The organism is Salinibacterium amurskyense (assembly GCF_002797685.1).
In the GTDB taxonomy this organism is placed as follows: Bacteria; Actinomycetota; Actinomycetes; order Actinomycetales; family Microbacteriaceae; genus Rhodoglobus; species Rhodoglobus amurskyensis.
Map to the genome: position 1 here is coordinate 516,497 of NZ_PGFH01000001.1, position 16,485 is coordinate 532,981.

Consider the following 16,485-nt stretch of genomic DNA (forward strand, 5'->3'; position numbering starts at 1 on the left):
CCTAGGGGAAGTCCTTATTTTGAGCCTCGATATTGGTGGGTAGCGTTGCAGCACAGACACTCTGACTCAGCGTCGAGAACTCACAGTTGAGTTCTCGATTGCCACAGGACGAAACCGAACGAGGGATCGATGCCTAGCTCCAAAAACCTATTGCCAGCCTCACCGTGGGTCGAATTCAAAGCCACCCGCAAGGACTGGGATGAAGCCAACCCGGCACTACTGGGAAACATGATTGCGCAAGCGCATCTGATCCGCGCCTTCGAAGAAACCGTGCTCGACCTGGCCGGGCAAAAGCTCGTTAACGGCCCGGCTCACTCCAGCATCGGCCAAGAGGGTGGCGCCGTCGGCTCGATCATCCCACTGCAGCAAGCAGACCAGATCAACGGTTCGCACCGTGGGCATCACCAATTTCTTGCGAAGGCGTTCGGTTACGTAGCCCCCGACGGGCTCGACCCGCAGGCTGAGATCTCCGGCGACGTGCAAACAGTCTTGGAACGCGCGCTCGCCGAAATCTGTGGTCTCGCCTCGGGCTACTGCGGTGGTCGCGGTGGTTCGATGCACCTCCAGTGGAAGGAAGCGGGCGCACTCGGCACCAACGCCATCGTAGGTGGCGCTGTTCCCTTCGCCGCCGGATTCGCCTGGGCCGGTAAGCACTCCGGTACGGATGCTGTTTCCGTCACCTACTTCGGCGACGGTGCCATGAACATTGGCTCCGTTCTCGAAACCCTCAACCTTGCCTCGGCGTGGGATCTCCCGGTCTGCTTCTTCGTGGAGAACAACCAGTACGCAGTGTCGACCACGGTAGAAGAATCAACCGGCGAACCCCGTCTTTCGGCTCGCGCCCTGGGCTTCAACATCCCCAGCTGGCAGGTCGACGGTATGGACCCATTGGCCGTTCACCTCGCTATGGAGCAAGCCGTGGCTCACATGCGAGCCGGCGGTGGCCCGACGATGATCGAAGCTAATGTGTACCGGTACTTCCACCAGAACGGTCCCATCGCGGGCAGCGCCTTCGGGTACCGCGAGAAGAGCGAAGAGCAGGAATGGCGCGAACGCGACCCGCTCAAGATGCTCGAAGCCAACCTCATCCGTCGCAAGATCATGACCGAGGATGAGATCAGCCAGTTGCGCGCTCGCGCCAAGAAAGCGATGAACGTTGCTTCTTCTGCGCTGCTTGAGCCGAACCCGGCCGGTGGCGGAACGCAGCGCATCCGCCCCGAACTGTGGCCCGACGAGAGCACGATTGACGACGGTATTCGTAGCGACCTTTCTGAACTCGCGTCGAGCGACTACAAAGAAGCTGCCGACTTCGAAGGCAAGACCGAATCGCGCAAATTCGTCGATGTCATTGCCGACGTGATGGCACGACGCATGGACCAGAACCCCGCGATCGTGGTGTTGGGTGAAGACGTTCACAAGCTCAACGGTGGCCCCCGCGGTGCCACTCGCGGGCTCAAAGAACTCCACCCCGATCGAGTGCTCGGCACGCCGATTAGCGAGGCAGCGTTCACCGGATTCGCCGGAGGATTGGCCCTCGACGGCCGCTACGTTCCTGTCGTTGAACTCATGTACGCCGACTTCCTCTGGGTGGCGGCCGACCAGCTGTTCAACCAGATCGGAAAAGCGCGCCACATGTTCGGCGGTAAGCACGACATGAACCTCGTCATGCGCATCAAGGTAGGCACTCGAACCGGCTACGGATCACAGCACTCCATGGATCCGGCGGGCGCGATGGCATCGTCGGTGGGCTGGCGAATTGCCGCACCATCCACCCCTATCGATTACATCGGGATGATGAACACGGCCCTGGCCTGCAACGACCCGGTAGCGATGCTCGAACACGACGCCGACCTCTACAAGACCTTCGGCGATACCCCGGTCGATGACATGGACTTCCGTATTCCGATCGGCTCGGCAGCGATCCGCCGCGAGGGCGCCGAAGTCACCGTGTTGACGTACCTCTCGATGGTTCAAGAGTCTTTGGATGCCGCCGAAAAGTCCGGCGTTGACGCTGAAGTTGTCGACCTGCGCTGGCTCGACCCCGCGAGCATCGATTGGGCGACGATCGGCGAGAGCATCAAGAAAACCAACCGCGTCATGATCGTGGAACAGGGTTCGCGAGGCACATCATACGGGGCTTGGCTCAGCGACGAGATTCAGCGCCGGTTCTTTGACTGGCTGGATGCTCCGATCGAGCGAGTTACTGGCTCAGAATCGTCACCCAGCATCAGTCGCATTCTCGAAGCCGCAGCGCTCGCCAACGTCGATGATGTTGCCTCGAGCATGCGTGCGATCGTTGGCCTTCCGAACGGTGATGCAGAGGGGTCGCTCTAATGGCAAGCATCTTTAGAATGCCGGGCATCTCGGCTGACGCTGAGGAGGCGACCCTTCTCGAATGGAGCATCGTCGCCGGTGCCACCGTCAAGCAAGGCGATGTATTGGCAACGGTCGAAACTGAAAAAGCGAACGTCGACATCGAGGCAGACTCCGATGGCGTCGTCATGCAGCTCATGGCCGAAGCGGGCGACTCTGTCACGATCGGTGCGCCCATCGCGATTCTTCTCGACCAGGGCGAAGACGGCAGTGATCCGGCAGCGATCTTGAGCGGGCTGGGGCTCGCCCCTGCCGTTGCTGCAGCTGCGGAACCGGCTGCGCCCGCTGGGGCTGTCGACGCTGCCCCCGCGGGAGCACCAGCATCCACGCCTGCACCAGCATCGAGCGGCGCTACCGAGGATGCGGTGGCTCACGGCACCCGCCTCTTCGCCTCGCCACTAGCTCGGCGCCTCGCGCTCGAGAACGGCGTTGAGCTCTCGGCTCTCTCGGGTAGTGGGCCCGGAGGCCGCATCGTGCGTGCCGACGTTGAACGACTCATCGCGGACGGCCCGGCTACGGCATCCGCTGCTCCGGTGCCAGCCGCAGTTCAGGCCGCGCCACCGGCTGCGGCAGCACCGGCAGCGACCAAGCCGCCCCAACCGGCAGCGGCTGGCGATGTCGAGGTGCCGCACACGGCAATGCGGCGGGCAATCGCCTCGGCGCTCAGCGCAAGCAAGCAAACCGTGCCGCATTTCTACCTCACGTCTACCTTGCGCGTAGATGCCCTGCTCGACCTGCGCGAGCGCATCAATACGAGCTCACCGGTGCGGGTTTCGATCAACGACTTCTTCGTGAAGGCCACGGCATTGACGCTGCGTGCCGTGCCTGAGATGAACGTCAACTGGACCCCCACTGCAGTTCGCCATCTGGGCTCAGTGGATGTCGCGGTAGCGATCCAGGGTGAGCGAGGGCTGTTCACACCCCTCATTCGTGACGCAGATGCCAAGTCGCTCACCGAGATCTCTACGAGTGTTCGAGACCTGGCCCAGCGTGCCAACGACGGAACCCTCAAACAGCACGAACTCGTCGGCGGATCCTTCGCCGTATCGAATCTCGGCAAGTACGGCGTCGAGAGCTTCTCAGCGATTCTCAACCCGCCGCAGGTGGGCATCGTTGCGGTCGCCGGGGTAGTGAGAGCCCCCATCGTCGAGGGTGATGAGATCGTCATCGGCAACACCGTCACCGTGACCGTTTCGGTCGATCACCGACCCGTGGATGGCGTGCTGGCGGCTCAATGGCTGGCTCGCTTCAAGGAGTACATCGAGAACCCTCTTTCGATGCTGGTCTAAGCACTCACACACTCAGCACCCCGAGCTCGGCGAGACATCGTCGCGCTCGGGGTGCTTCTGTGCGCCTACCCGTAGCGCTACGTAGGGGGTTCCCTACCGGCCAATAGGGAAAGCCCCAATATTCCCCGTTCGCCCACTCTCATAGCTTGGAAACAACCAGCAGTCGGTTCAGCAATTCGTTCAAAGGAGAACACGCATGAAGCTCGCACGCAGCAGGTTTATCGGAGCCAGCGTTACCGCGCTCGCCGTTTCAGCACTTGTCGCCGGATGTGGCACCGTCGACGCAGGCGGCGGAAGCGCCGGCGGCGAAGACGGAGACAAGTTCCGCATCGTCACCGTGTCGAAGGTGGAAGGAATCACTTGGTTCCAACGCATGAGTGAAGGCGTTGACATGTTCAACGACGCTTACGGCGATGAAGTTGAGGCATACCAGACGGGCCCCGCCGAGGGAGACCCGGCGCTTCAGGTTCAGATCGTTGAAGACCTCATCGCTCAGAACGTTGATGCCATCATCGTCGTTCCGAATGACCCCATCGGTATCGGTCCCGTACTCGAGCGGGCCCGCGAAGCCGGAATCGTAGTCGGTGTCACTGAAGCAACTCAGCTCGTCGGTACGGAATCCATCGACTTCGACATCGAGTCGTTCGACAACGCCGACTTCGGCGTCGGCTTTGCCAAGGGCCTCGCCGAGGCAATGGGTGGCGAGGGAGAGTACGTCACGAGCGTCGGAAACCTCACGAGTGAGTCGCACTTGCTCTGGCTCGAAGCAGCAAACAACTACATCGCAGAGAACCACCCCGACATGGTGTTGGTTGAGCCGACACCGTACGAGAACAACAACGATGACCAGCAGGGTCGCGAACTCGCCGACGAACTGCTGAGCACCTACCCGAACCTCAAGGGTTACCTCACCACCACACCGTCAGGTGGATCGGGAATGGCTTCGGCTCTTCGCGATAAGGGACGTACAGACGTTGCCAACGTCTCCCTCACCTTGCCTTCGGTTGCCGGTCCTGACCTCGAAGACGGCTACATGGACTTCGGCCAGGGCTGGGACCCGGCCGGCTGGGGTTGGGCACTCAACTCGGTAGCACTCTCGATCCTCAAGGGCGAGACCGTTGCCACAGGCGATGACCTCGCATGGGAACTCGGTGGCTACGAGTCGATCGTCGTTGACGGTCAGCTCATCTTGGGCAATGACATCCAGCCCTACATCCCGGGTCAGTTCTCCGACGGAAACTACCCCTTCTAGGTCTACGGACTAGCGGTTGGGGGAAGCGATCACGCTTCCCCCAACCTCACCGAACCGTGGCACGACCGTAAGTAAACGGAGACCTTCAATGACTGAATCACCCATTCTCTCCGCGCGAGGCTTAGCGAAGTCTTTTGGGGGAGTTCAAGCCCTCCATGGCATTGACTTCGAAGTCGGTGTGGGAGAGATCCGCTGCTTGGCAGGCGAGAACGGCTCCGGCAAGTCCACGTTCGTCAAGATCATCTCGGGCGTCAACACCGCCGACCACGGCACGATTACTATCGCCGGCGAAGAGATGACCAGCATGAATCCGCGCGAAGCTAGCGCCGCCGGCATTCAGGTTATCTACCAAGACCTTTCACTTTTCGGCCACCTCTCGGTCGCCGAAAACATCGCGATTAATCGCATGATGCACGACGGCTCACGCTTCGTGAACCGCACCACCATGCGCGAGATCGCCCAGCAGCAGCTCACTCGAGTCGGTGTCGATCTCCCGCTCGATGCGCCGGTCTCCTCGCTCTCTGTAGCGAATAAACAGATTGTGGCAATTTGCCGGGCCCTGTCGATGGATGCCCGCATTCTGTTCATGGATGAGCCAACCACCGCGCTCACCGGCCGCGAAGTGCAGCGACTGCTCTCGATCATCATTGACCTGAAAGATCGCGGCCTTTCGACCGTCTTCATCAGCCACAAACTCGATGAAGTGTTTGAAGTCGCCGACAGCATCACCATCTTCCGGGATGGCGCCAAGGTCGGTGATTTTGCGGCCAGCGACCTGGATGAGCTGAGCTTGAGCCGCCACATGACCGGTCGCGATGTGACCTACAACCGCTACGTTCGCGAACAGACCGATGACGCCCCCATTCTTGAAGTTGCGGGGCTCAGCCGCAAAGGCAACTACGAGAACGTTGACTTCAGCATTCGTCCCGGCGATATCGTGGGGCTCACTGGTCTCCTCGGTTCGGGTCGCACCGAACTCGCTCTTTCACTGTTTGGGTTGAACAAGCCAGACTCCGGCACCATTGCGATGCGCGGCAAGCAGGTCGACGTTTCGGCGCCCTGGGTTGCTATGAAGCACGGCATCGCGCTGCTGCCCGAAGACCGCTTGAGTCAGGGGCTGTTCCCGGCCCAGTCGGTGGCGGTCAACGCTTCAGCAACCATGCTCGATCGCATCGTCAACAAAATTGGAATGCTTAGCAGGCCACTCGAAAAGGCCCTTGCTGACACGATCGTGCGCGAGCTGCAGGTTAACAATCGCGATACGTCAACTCCGGTCATCCATCTCTCCGGTGGAAACCAGCAAAAGGTTGCCATTGGTAAGTGGATCAAACGTAACCCCTCGATTTTCATTCTGGATAGCCCGACCGTAGGTATCGACATCGGGTCGAAATCGGAGATCTACGAACAGATTCACCGACTGGCCGAAAGTGGCATGGGCGTGCTGTTCATCTCTGACGAGCCAGAAGAGATCGTGGCCAACTGCAACCGTGTTGTCGTGATGCACGCCGGTGCAGTTGACGCGCGATTTACCGAAGACGATGTTGCGGCTGCCGGTTTCAAAGAGCAGCTGATTCATGCGATTAGTGCACCGCGCCATGGCGGTGATGTCGTCATTGCTGACGCCACCGCCATCGACGCCGAATCCCAGAGCAAGGGGCTCAACAATGATGCGTAACGTGACCACCCGGGTTCTCAACCGGAAGATGACCCCGATGGAGAAGTTCCTCCTCGCGATCATGGCGATCTACATTGTGATTGTCGCTTCGCAGAGCCCCAAGTTCTTCTCGCTCGAGACCGCCTTCGACCTGGCGCGTAACGGTTCCGGTGCCATGATTTTGGCCTTGGGGTGCCTCATCGTTCTGATTTCAGGCGGGCTGGATGTCTCGTTCACCGCCATCGCGATCGTGGGTGGATATTCCTCCGTACTACTGTCGCGGGCACTCGGCGTCGATAACCTCTTGTTCATCGTTGCTGGCGCGGTAATCATCGGAGCCCTTTTGGGGTCGATCAACGCGGTGATCATCCACTTCTTCCAGTTATCGACGCTGATAGCGACGCTCGGTACTGCCAGCGTCTTTCACGGCGCGATGGTCATCCTGCTCGGCTCGAAGACCTTCACGCGCGCGGATGTGCCCCAGTCGATGCTCGACTTCGGAGCGTTCTCGATCTTCACCATCAAGGAGGAGAACTCGCAGTACGGTCTCACGATCTTCTTCCCGATCGTGATCGCGGTGGGAGTGCTCACCTGGTTCTTGCTCTACCGCACGATGATCGGTCGCTCGGTCTTCGCCGTGGGTAGCGACCCGGAGTCGGCATCCCGCATCGGTATCAACATTCTGCGTACGCGACTTTTCGTCTACATGTACGTGGGTGCGCTATCCGGGCTCATGGGCATCATTTACTTCAGCGGGTTGGCCTACATCAACCCGGCGGCGTTGGTCGGTACTGAACTCGGCGTTATTGCCGCCGTCGTTATCGGTGGGGCCAAACTCACCGGTGGTGAGGGCACCATCCTTGGCACCGTTCTGGGAGTCGTGCTGTGGCAGCTCTTCCAAAACACGCTCGTGCACCTCGGATTGAGCTCGTCGTTCAACGACCTGTTCTTCGGGGCAGTGCTCGTCTTCATGCTCGGTTTCATCTACCTCAGACAGCGCCAAGCCAACAAGCGCGCGCTCGTCTTCACCTCGAACTAGGGAGCGGCTCTCATGAACAAGGTATTCAAGTTCCTCGGTCGAGACCGAGACCTGTCGATTCTGGGGTTCGTCACCACCGCGGTCATCGTGGTGCTCTATCTGATGCTCGGATCACGGCTGTTCTCGATCGGTGGCCTGCAGTCGATGTCGATCCAGGTCAGCGAATTCGGCTTTCTCGCCTTGGCGATGGGGCTGGCCATGCTGGTTGCGGGAATCGACCTCTCGGTTGTTGCCGCAGCGGGCCTCTCCGGCGTAATGGCAGCGCTCACGATGAGCGGGGAGTTCATTCCGATCACGCCAGAGAACGAGACCCAAATAATCATTCTGGGTGTGGTTGTTGCTCTCACCACGGGTTTGCTCACCGGGCTGCTCAACGGCTTCATCATCGCCAAGCTGTCGGTTCCCCCGATTCTGGCGACGCTCGGAACCATGATTCTCTACACCGGAATCGGCACCGCCATTACCTCGGGCTCCAGCATTTCGCTCAAGGTCCCTAGCTTCGCGAAACTCGCGACCTCCACGGTGGGCCCACTGCCGATGGTGTTCGTGATGCTCCTGGCAACCTTCATCATCGTGAGCCTGATCCTCACGCGAACCCGCTTCGGGCGCAAGGTCTACCTCTTCGGCGAGAACGAAGTGGCCGTGCGCTTCTCGGGCATCAAATCGGAACGCGTGATCTTGATGACGTATGCCATCATCGGCATCCTCGTGGGGCTCGCCGCCATCGTGATCATCGCCCGTGCCAACTCGATGCGCGTCGGCTTCGGGGAGTCCTATCTTTTGCAGGCCATTCTCGTGGTGGTACTTGCAGGCTTCAACCCGCTGGGAGGAAAGGGTCGAGTGCTCAACCTCGGCATCGCTCTCGTGCTCTTGCAGGTCATCTCTACATCGATGACGGCCTTTGCCTTCTCGCCGTACGCCAAGAACATCGTGTGGGGCGGCATCCTGATCGCCGTCATGGGAATGAACCACTACCTGCGAGCGGGAGCTCCACGTGCACGACGTCAAGAGCCGCCAAGTGAAACCGTCGCGATCGCGTTAGAACAATCGCGGCGCTAGACAGGGAGAAGAGAATGCAAGGTTTGAGAATTGTGATTGGCTGCGACGAAGCAGGCTATGACTACAAAGAACAATTGCGGGCCGACCTTCTGGCCAATCCCGCAGTGGCCACCGTTACCGATGTGGGCGTGAGCGAGGGGCAGGTCGCGGCCTACCCCAGCATTGCGGTCGCTGCCGGAGAACTTGTGGCCTCGGGAGAAGCCGACCGTGCCCTGCTCGTGTGCGGCACGGGCCTAGGGATGGCGATTGCCGCCAATAAGGTTGCCGGAATTCGGGCCGTGACAGCGCACGACAGCTACTCCGTAGAGCGCGCCGTGCTCAGCAACAATGCCCAGGTGCTCACGCTGGGCCAGCGGGTAGTTGGCCTTGAGCTTGCCCGCCGCCTAGCGCGCGAGTGGCTCGGGTACACCTTCGACGTATCCAGCGCTTCGGCGGAGAAGGTCAAAGTGATCAACGACTACGAATCGAGAGAGCGGGCGCAGAGCCATGGATGACCAGCACTCAGTGATCGTGGGAGTCGGGCTCAAGATGTATATGAGTCACAAAGACACCATGGAGTGGATCAACCTCGTTCGCGGAATCGCTAAAAGTCATCCGGCGGTCACCGCCGGGGTCGTCGAGCTTTTTGTCCTACCGTCGTTCACCGCCGTTATCCCGTCGGTCTTTGCTCTGCGGGATGCCCGAGTGGCCGTCGGTGCCCAAGACCTTTTTTGGGAAGACCGCGGAGCTTTCACTGGTGAAGTGAGTGGACGCGATCTGGCCGAGATCGGCTGCACCTTCGTTGAGGTCGGGCATGCCGAGCGGCGTCGAGTGCTGGGGGAGAGTGAAAGCATCGTGAGTCAAAAGATGCTCGCCGCCTTTCGCAACTCGCTCACGCCCGTGCTCTGCATTGGCGAGCCCGAGCGGGTATCGGCAGTCGATGCCGCCGCTGAGTGCTCTCGGCAACTGTGGTCAGCGCTCGAGGCGAGCAAGGCGCAGGGCAAAGCCACCAAGCTCATCGTTGCTTATGAGCCTCAGTGGGCGATCGGTGCTCCCGAGCCCGCCTCTGCGGAATTCATCCGCGAAGTTGTCGGTATTCTCCGCATCGAAATCGACAGCGATCCCGTATTACGCGGCACCCGCGTCATTTACGGCGGCAGCGCCGGCCCGAAGCAGCTTGAAGCGCTGAGCGGCGCAGTCGACGGTCTCTTTCTGGGGCGCAGTGCCCACGACGCTGGTGCGTTGAAACACGTACTCGATGAGGCGTGGCACCTGATCGGCTAATACTTGGGGCGACGCTGCGCCAGACTGTACTCATGGACATCGACCGCGCAGTGCAATCCCGCATCGTCCGCACTCTCGTCGCGGGCCAAGTGCTCGCCGGGTTGGGTCTCGGTGCGACAGTGGCGGTGGGCGCGATTCTGGCTGCCGATCTGGGCGGCGAGACGCTTTCGGGCGCGGCTGCGACATCCAGCACCCTGGGTGCAGCTCTTGTGTCGATTCCGCTTGCTCGACTTGCCGCTCGCTGGGGCCGTCGACCCGCGCTGGCGCTGGGAGCTGGCGTTGCCGCAGGTGGCTCGCTCATCACCGTGGTCGCGGTGGGCGTCGCATTCTTCCCGCTGCTCATTCTTGGATTCGCGATGCTCGGAGTCGGCACCGCCGTGGGCTTGCAGGCGCGCTTTGCAGCGACGGATGTAGCTGCTCCCCAGCACCGCGGTCGTGACCTCTCTCTCGTGGTCTGGTCGACCACGATCGGCGCGGTGGCCGGCCCGAACCTTGTCGGCCCGGGTGAGGCCATTGCTCAGTGGCTGTCGCTGCCCACCAATACGGGTTCCTTCGTGTTCGCGATCGTGGCCCAGCTCGCCGCGATGATGCTGTACCTCGTGGCGTTGCGCCCCGATCCGCTCACTCTCGCTCGCAATCGCCCGGTCGACGCCGCGGTGGCAGCGGATGCCGGAATCGTGCGCGGCAAGGGCCCGTTGGTCTTCGCCGTTGCTGCTATCGCGATTAGCCACGCGGTGATGGTCTCGATCATGGCAATGACGCCCGTGCACTTGAGTCACCACGGAGCGAGTCTCACGATCATCGGCTTCACGATCAGCCTGCACATCGCCGGCATGTACGCACTCTCGCCGGTGTTCGGCTGGGCGAGTGACCGGTTCGGTCGCATCCCGACGATTCTGATTGGGCAGGGATTCTTTGCGGCATCCGTGGTTGTCGTCGCTCTGGGCGAGCTCAGTAATACGGCTGTCACCGTGGGGCTCGTTTTGCTGGGTCTCGGTTGGAGCGCATCGACCGTTGCAGGGTCGGCGCTCGTTGCTGATCTGGCCACTGGTAAAACGAAGTTGCGCATTCAGGGTCGAAGCGACACCATCATGAGCCTCGCGGGTGCGCTCGGTGGCGGTTTTGCCGGGCCGATCTTGGCGATGGTCGGGTACGCCGGGCTCGCGTGGGGCGCCGGGGTTCTCGTGCTCATCATCGTCGTGGCCGCGCTCGTCGTGTGGCGAAGCGCCTCTGTGGCTGCCGCCGAAGAGCTGCTGCTGGCGGAGAGTGCTGACGCGGCGTCGTAACCGGATGACTGCAGCTCGCTACTTCACGGGTGAGCGCCGGGAGCGCACTCAGCAATCATCGAGGCCACCCACAGCATCCGCTGCCCAATTGACGAGCGACAGTAGGTAGGCTCGCACTATGGACACCACGGGACTCGACGAATTTCTTGAGCAGAACGACTTCTCTGGCACGGTCCTGATTAAGCGGGGCAACGCCACTATTTACGAGGCTGTCGCCGGCAAGGCCAGCCAGCGTTGGGATGTGCCGAACACGGCAGAGACCCGCTTCGATTCCAGCTCCATCACCAAGCTCTTCACGAGTGTGGCGGCACTGCAGCAAGTGTCGAAGAATGATCTCGACCTTGAGACATCCATTCATCACTATGTCGACCTCGCCGATACCGAGATCGACCCCGCCGTCACGCTGTTGCACGTGCTCACGCACACGAGCGGCATTGCGGATGACGTGGATGAAGAAGAGGGCGAAAGCTACGCCGACCTGTGGGCAGAGTTCCCCACCTACACAATTCTTGAGCCCGCCGACCAGCTCCCCACCTTTGTTAACAAGGAGCCACTGGCCGAGCCCGGCGTCGAGTGCGTTTACACAAACGCGGGGTATGTGCTCGCCGGTTTGGCACTTGAGAAGGTCACCAAGACCGACTACCGCCAGTACATTTTCGACGAGGTGTTCACGCCAGCAGGCATGATCGATTCGGGTTTCTATGACCGTCGGGATGCCGCACCGCGTGTTGCCGAGGGCTGGGACTACATCGACGGCCGTTGGGTTTCCAACATCTACAGTGCCCCGCCCATTGGTCTGCCCGACGGCGGAGCGCACGTTACCGCTGCCGACCTCGTGCGTTTCATCCAGGCCGTGCGCAACGGTGAGCTTCTCGACACCGAGTTCACGGAAGAGTTTCTCACCCCGCAGGTTCAGTACGACGACGAGACCTGGTACGGCTTCGGCCTTGAGTTCGACATGAACGAAGACGGAAGCGTGCGCAGCTACTTCGCCGACGGTGTGAGCCCCGGCGCCTCCGGAATCGTTCGCCACTACCTCGAGAACGGTCTCGACGTTGTGGTGCTCTCGAACTCCGAAGAGGGCGCCTGGCCGGTCATCCGCGAGATCGACGAACGCCTCGGCGGGTAACGTGGCGGTTCGCTACCTAGCTCGCTAGTTTTTCCGGCGGCTAGCGCGCGCTAGTGCACGCTACGGCGCGGTGCTCACGCGAATCTGGTTGGCCCACGGGTCATCGAAGCTGAGCGTCTGGCCGTCGTGACGCAGCGGGATGCCGTGGTGCGTCATCCGTTCACCGAGCGCTCCGAGGTCGTCGGCGCTCGGCACCGCAATGTCGATTTGGGCGAGCCCGAGTGCTGGCAGGCGCGGACCAGCGCCGCTCGAGTTCCACGTGTTCATGGCCATGTGGTGGTGGTAGCCGCCGGCGCTCACGAACACGGCGCTGCCGGGAATCTCGGTGGTCGCTTCGAAGCCGAGCTGGTTCACATAGAACTCGCGCGCGGTGGCGACGTCTCCAACTTGCAGGTGCACATGGCCGACGCGGGCGCCACCGATCACGGGCTGCTCCACAGCGGCCTCGGTGAGGTGCTCTTGCAAGAAGCCGTTGGGGTCGAGAAACAGGGTGCCCATTTCGATCGCCCCGTGGGTCCAGCTCCACTGGGTGCGGTCGCGATCCCAGTACAGTTCGACGCCATTGCCCTCGGGGTCGGTGAAGTAGAAGGCCTTGCTGACAAGGTGGTCGGCGCTGCCGGTGAACGTCTTCGGGTAGCGGGTGGCAACCGAATAGACGGATGCCGCCAGCGCTTCTTCCGTGTCGAACAGGATGGCCGTGTGGAACAGCCCGGCATCGCGAGGGCTCGCGTGCTTGAGCGCGGGTGAATGCTTGAGGATCACGACGGGCGTGGTGCCGCGACCGAGAACGACCGTGTCAGAAGACTCGCTGAGCACCGTGAGGGCCACGGCATCCCGGTAGTACGCGGTGAGCGCGTCGAGGTTTGCAACGCTGAGCGTGACAGCGCCCATGGCGGTGTCGGCGGCAAGGAGGTCGGTCATGATGCCTACAACCTTGCCGCCACCAGCGGTATTCCGAAAGCCCCTTCGAGCGGAACAGTCGAACGGGACTGTCGAACGGGACTGTCGAACGGGGTGCGGAGAGCGCGCGAATCTAAGCGGCGGCGCTGACGCCTTTGAGCTCCGCGAATTCGCGCAGGCCAGCGGCCAGGCGCGAGACGCCTTCCTGGAAGACTTCGTCGCGGCCGTTCGAGCCGTACATCACACGGATGTAGCCTTCGCCGGCCGACCCGAACCAGTTGCCGGGCGAGACTCCGAGCTGCTGGGTTTCGACGAGGTGCTTGACCACTTCGAGCGAGGTGCCGAGCTCGGAGATGTTTACCCAGTGGTAGAAACCACCGGCGGGCATGGACGCGCCAACACCGGGGATGCCCTGGAGTGCATCGTAGATGTCATGGCGACGCTTGTTGTAGATCGTGAACCACTCGTCGGTGTAGGCGGGGTTCTCGTAGGCCGCAGCAACACCGTACTGAGCGAAGGTGTTGGTAGGGCCCACGTAGTTGAAGGTCGCAATCTTGAGCATCGGCATGATCTCGGCCGGAGCAACGAGGTAGCCCACACGGAAGCCGGTGAGGCCGAGGTCTTTCGAGGTTCCGAAAACGGTGAGGGTGCGCTCACGCATGCCCGGCAGAGTGGCGAAGTTCACGTACTCTGCGCCGTCGTAAATCTGGCGCTCGAAGTCTTGGTCGACGATCACGCCGAGGTCGAACTCTTCAGCAAGAGCGGCAAGCTCCAGCAGGTTTTCGCGCGTGTAGACGGTGCCGGTGGGGTTGTTGGGGTTGGTGATCACGATGGCGCGCGTGCGCTCCGTGATGCGCGAGCGGAATTCATCCATCCGCAGAGCGAATCCGTCTTCTTCGTAGGTCGGAACCTCAACGCAGACCGCGCCCATCTGGTGAACATCGTTGATGTTCTCGGCGAACCCGGGGTTCGTCACGAGAACTTCATCGCCCTGGCCGGGGCGGATGCAAATGCGAATCGAGAGAAAGAGGGTGAAGGCCGAGCTGGGGCCCACCATCAGTTCGGTTTCGGGGTCGATCTCCATGCCGTTGAAGTCGCGTAGCTTGTTCACGAGCGCGGTCTTCAGGCGAGGTTCGGCGTAGCCGTTGTCGAGCGAGTAGTGAGTCTTGCCCTCGTCGAGCGCCTGCTTGGTGGCGTCGATGACGTGGTCGGGGAGGCACTTGTCTGGCGCGAACGGGTCGGCGCCCATCATCATGATCCGACGCTCAGGATCGAGCCCTGCGTAGAGGGAAAAGTCGGGGGCGGCGAGGTCTCGCCACGAATCATCGATGCGCAAGGGGCTACTTTCTGTTGGGGTGGTTAGGCGTCTATGTCGAGGATGTGGGTGAGCGGTGATGTGTCATCGACGCGGCCCAGACTGATCATGGCTTCCACGCGCTGGAGGCCGGCGACGGCTCCGAGTTTCTCCAGCAGGAGCGTCTGCAGCTCGGCGTGATCCTTCAGCCGGAAGCGCGCCATCATGTCGTAGGTGCCGCTCAGAATCAGAATCTCGGTGAGCGAGGGAATCGCCTGCAGAGCCTCGATGACGGTCAGCATTTTGGCATCCGAAGTGATCTTGATGGGGATCACAACGAGCATGGGGCGACCCATGGCCGACCAGTCCATCTCGATGCTGCGGCGGCGAATGACACCCGTGCGTTCGAGGCGCGCAACGCGCTCGCCCACGCTGGGCGCCGACATCCCGACGAGTGCACCGAGGCTGCGCAGAGAGACGCTGGCATCTTCGTGCAAGTGGCGAATCAGTTGAAGGTCGACCGGGTCGAGCTCCACCTTGGGGGTACTCGGCTCGAGCAGATCAATGATCTTGGACGCTTCGGTGGCCGCTACCGGATCAGTCATTGTCCGCGAACCCGTTGGCCTCAAGGTTGTTGAGCAGGTCGAGAGTGAACTGGATGTGGGTGAGGTAGTCCTCGAGGTAGCCGTGTTCGTTGTAGCCGTGCATGTTTCCCTCCGGGCGCAATGTTCCGGTGGGCGAAATCAGGGGAGCCCCAAGATGCTCAAGGAAGAATGCTCCGGGACCGGAACCAGTCATCACATCGTAGATGACGGGTTCTGCCTCGAAAGCTTTCGTTGCAGCTTCGAGAACGGAGACCGCGAACGGAGTGTCTACCGGCGAGAACGCTGGCTGCATGGTGCGGATGAGGTCGACCTGAATGTCGGGAGCGGTATCAGCGAGGAACGTCTTCACGGTCTCGAAGCAGGCGTGCGGGTCCATGCCGGGAACGAGCCCGAAGCGAACCTTCGCGGTGCCCTTTGCCGGAACGCTGTGACTGACGCTGGGGTCGATGTCGAAGCCCGAGAGGCTCATCGACGGGGTGAAGATGAAGCGTTCCTTCAGCTCCGCCTCGGGTAGATCCTTGAGGGGGCTGATGCCGGGCACGCTGATGGCGTCGCCGGGAAGCGAAAGCTCTTGCGTGCGAGCCTTCGCCGCGGCATCCGGGCGCAATGCAGAATCCGTGAAACCGGGAACGGCGATGAGGCCGTCCTCGGTGACGAGAGACGTGATCGCTCGCATCAACTCGAGCGGTGCGGAACGCAGAATCTGCGAGTACGAGGGGTGCTGATTGGAGGCCAGGATGTTCAGGTTCAGGCTGATCTCCATGCCGCCACGGCATCCGAAGCCGACTGCGGGGCGACCATCGTCTTCACGAAGGTAGCTTTCCCACAGCACGGCGTCGGCGCTGAGGCGTTCGGCATTCTCGGCCAATACTGTTTCGAGGCCGGGGCTGCCAATCTCTTCACAGGGGTCGGCGAGGTAGATCATGCTGTATGGCAAGCCGTTCGGGTGATCCTCAATGAACAGTTCGAGCGCGCGCAGGCGGCTCGTGACATCGGCCTTGTCGTCACAGGCACCGCGGGCCCACATGGCGCCGTCGCGGATTTCTGAGTCGAAGGGGCCCGAGATCCACTGGTCGAGGTCGCCGACAGGCTGCACGTCGTAGTGGTTGTAGAGCATGAGCGTTTTGTCGCTCGCTCCGGGGAAGTAGGCGACGACGACCGGCCCGTATTCGGGAATTTCGATGCGCTCGACGCGCTCGCTGAGCCGGCGAAGCTTCTGCTCCAGCCAGTCAGCGGCAGCTTCGATTGCAACACGATCGCTCGCCACGGAGGGGAAGCGACAGAATTCCTGCCATTCGCGAATGCTCTGCTCGCGAGCGGCATCAATACGGGGGTCGCGCAC

At 61.5% G+C, this 16,485-nt stretch carries 14 protein-coding genes; 10 read left to right on the top strand and 4 right to left on the bottom strand.

The window, feature by feature from the left end; genetic code table 11:
- The first annotated feature begins 129 nt into the window (after positions 1–129).
- The 10 genes from CLV85_RS02350 to CLV85_RS02395 all read left to right on the top strand — a co-directional run bounded on the left by CLV85_RS02350 (position 130) and on the right by CLV85_RS02395 (position 12,344).
- Positions 130–2,334 carry an alpha-ketoacid dehydrogenase subunit alpha/beta gene (locus tag CLV85_RS02350; RefSeq protein WP_100388000.1) on the top strand — a complete coding sequence of 735 codons (2,205 nt, stop codon included), beginning with the start codon at positions 130–132 and terminating at the stop codon, positions 2,332–2,334.
- Complete coding sequence (locus CLV85_RS02355; protein WP_100388001.1) at positions 2,334–3,662, top strand: dihydrolipoamide acetyltransferase family protein; 1,329 nt, start codon at positions 2,334–2,336, stop codon at positions 3,660–3,662. The genes CLV85_RS02350 and CLV85_RS02355 overlap by 1 nt, the downstream gene beginning before the upstream one ends.
- Before the next feature lie 196 nt (positions 3,663–3,858).
- Entirely contained in the window at positions 3,859–4,914 is a 1,056-nt protein-coding gene (locus tag CLV85_RS02360; RefSeq protein ID WP_100388002.1) for a substrate-binding domain-containing protein, read from the top strand.
- Positions 4,915–5,002: 88 nt separating this feature from the next.
- A complete protein-coding gene (locus tag CLV85_RS02365; protein ID WP_100388003.1) occupies positions 5,003–6,589 on the top strand; it encodes a sugar ABC transporter ATP-binding protein in 1,587 nt (528 codons plus the stop codon).
- 37 nt (positions 6,590–6,626) lie between these two features.
- Entirely contained in the window at positions 6,627–7,607 is a 981-nt protein-coding gene (locus CLV85_RS02370) for an ABC transporter permease (RefSeq protein WP_158592988.1), read from the top strand.
- A gap of 12 nt (positions 7,608–7,619) precedes the next feature.
- Entirely contained in the window at positions 7,620–8,666 is a 1,047-nt protein-coding gene (locus CLV85_RS02375) for an ABC transporter permease (protein WP_100388005.1), read from the top strand.
- A gap of 14 nt (positions 8,667–8,680) precedes the next feature.
- Entirely contained in the window at positions 8,681–9,160 is a 480-nt protein-coding gene (locus tag CLV85_RS02380; protein ID WP_100388006.1) for a ribose-5-phosphate isomerase, read from the top strand.
- Entirely contained in the window at positions 9,153–9,929 is a 777-nt protein-coding gene (locus CLV85_RS02385; protein WP_100388007.1) for a triose-phosphate isomerase family protein, read from the top strand. The genes CLV85_RS02380 and CLV85_RS02385 overlap by 8 nt, the downstream gene beginning before the upstream one ends.
- Before the next feature lie 32 nt (positions 9,930–9,961).
- Positions 9,962–11,215, top strand: coding sequence for an MFS transporter (locus CLV85_RS02390; RefSeq protein ID WP_229820385.1), 1,254 nt, complete (start codon positions 9,962–9,964; stop codon positions 11,213–11,215).
- Between the two features lie 118 nt (positions 11,216–11,333).
- Positions 11,334–12,344: a serine hydrolase domain-containing protein gene (locus CLV85_RS02395; RefSeq protein WP_100388008.1), complete on the top strand. Its 1,011-nt coding sequence runs from the start codon at positions 11,334–11,336 to the stop codon at positions 12,342–12,344.
- Between the two features lie 60 nt (positions 12,345–12,404).
- Here CLV85_RS02395 and CLV85_RS02400 read toward each other — a convergent pair whose 3' ends face one another.
- The 4 genes from CLV85_RS02400 to CLV85_RS02415 form a co-directional block, all read right to left on the bottom strand.
- A complete protein-coding gene (locus CLV85_RS02400) occupies positions 12,405–13,265 on the bottom strand; it encodes a VOC family protein (protein ID WP_100388009.1) in 861 nt (286 codons plus the stop codon).
- A gap of 112 nt (positions 13,266–13,377) precedes the next feature.
- Positions 13,378–14,580, bottom strand: coding sequence for a pyridoxal phosphate-dependent aminotransferase (locus CLV85_RS02405; protein WP_100388010.1), 1,203 nt, complete (start codon positions 14,578–14,580; stop codon positions 13,378–13,380).
- A gap of 23 nt (positions 14,581–14,603) precedes the next feature.
- The gene (locus tag CLV85_RS02410) at positions 14,604–15,143 is read right to left on the bottom strand and encodes an Lrp/AsnC family transcriptional regulator (RefSeq protein WP_100388011.1); all 540 of its coding nucleotides are present in this window, start codon (positions 15,141–15,143) and stop codon (positions 14,604–14,606) included.
- Positions 15,136–16,485 (bottom strand): M20/M25/M40 family metallo-hydrolase, encoded by a 1,350-nt coding sequence (locus tag CLV85_RS02415; RefSeq protein WP_100388012.1) that lies wholly within the window; start codon positions 16,483–16,485, stop codon positions 15,136–15,138. The genes CLV85_RS02410 and CLV85_RS02415 overlap by 8 nt, the downstream gene beginning before the upstream one ends.

Coding starts and splice junctions, on each gene's coding strand:
- CLV85_RS02400 (WP_100388009.1), bottom strand. CDS start 13,265: ATGACCGACCTCCTTGCCGCCGACACCGCCATGGGCGCTGTCACGCTC.
- CLV85_RS02375 (WP_100388005.1), top strand. CDS start 7,620: ATGAACAAGGTATTCAAGTTCCTCGGTCGAGACCGAGACCTGTCGATT.
- CLV85_RS02360 (WP_100388002.1), top strand. CDS start 3,859: ATGAAGCTCGCACGCAGCAGGTTTATCGGAGCCAGCGTTACCGCGCTC.
- CLV85_RS02385 (WP_100388007.1), top strand. CDS start 9,153: ATGGATGACCAGCACTCAGTGATCGTGGGAGTCGGGCTCAAGATGTAT.
- CLV85_RS02355 (WP_100388001.1), top strand. CDS start 2,334: ATGGCAAGCATCTTTAGAATGCCGGGCATCTCGGCTGACGCTGAGGAG.
- CLV85_RS02410 (WP_100388011.1), bottom strand. CDS start 15,143: ATGACTGATCCGGTAGCGGCCACCGAAGCGTCCAAGATCATTGATCTG.
- CLV85_RS02365 (WP_100388003.1), top strand. CDS start 5,003: ATGACTGAATCACCCATTCTCTCCGCGCGAGGCTTAGCGAAGTCTTTT.
- CLV85_RS02395 (WP_100388008.1), top strand. CDS start 11,334: ATGGACACCACGGGACTCGACGAATTTCTTGAGCAGAACGACTTCTCT.
- CLV85_RS02370 (WP_158592988.1), top strand. CDS start 6,627: ATGGAGAAGTTCCTCCTCGCGATCATGGCGATCTACATTGTGATTGTC.
- CLV85_RS02350 (WP_100388000.1), top strand. CDS start 130: ATGCCTAGCTCCAAAAACCTATTGCCAGCCTCACCGTGGGTCGAATTC.
- CLV85_RS02380 (WP_100388006.1), top strand. CDS start 8,681: ATGCAAGGTTTGAGAATTGTGATTGGCTGCGACGAAGCAGGCTATGAC.
- CLV85_RS02390 (WP_229820385.1), top strand. CDS start 9,962: ATGGACATCGACCGCGCAGTGCAATCCCGCATCGTCCGCACTCTCGTC.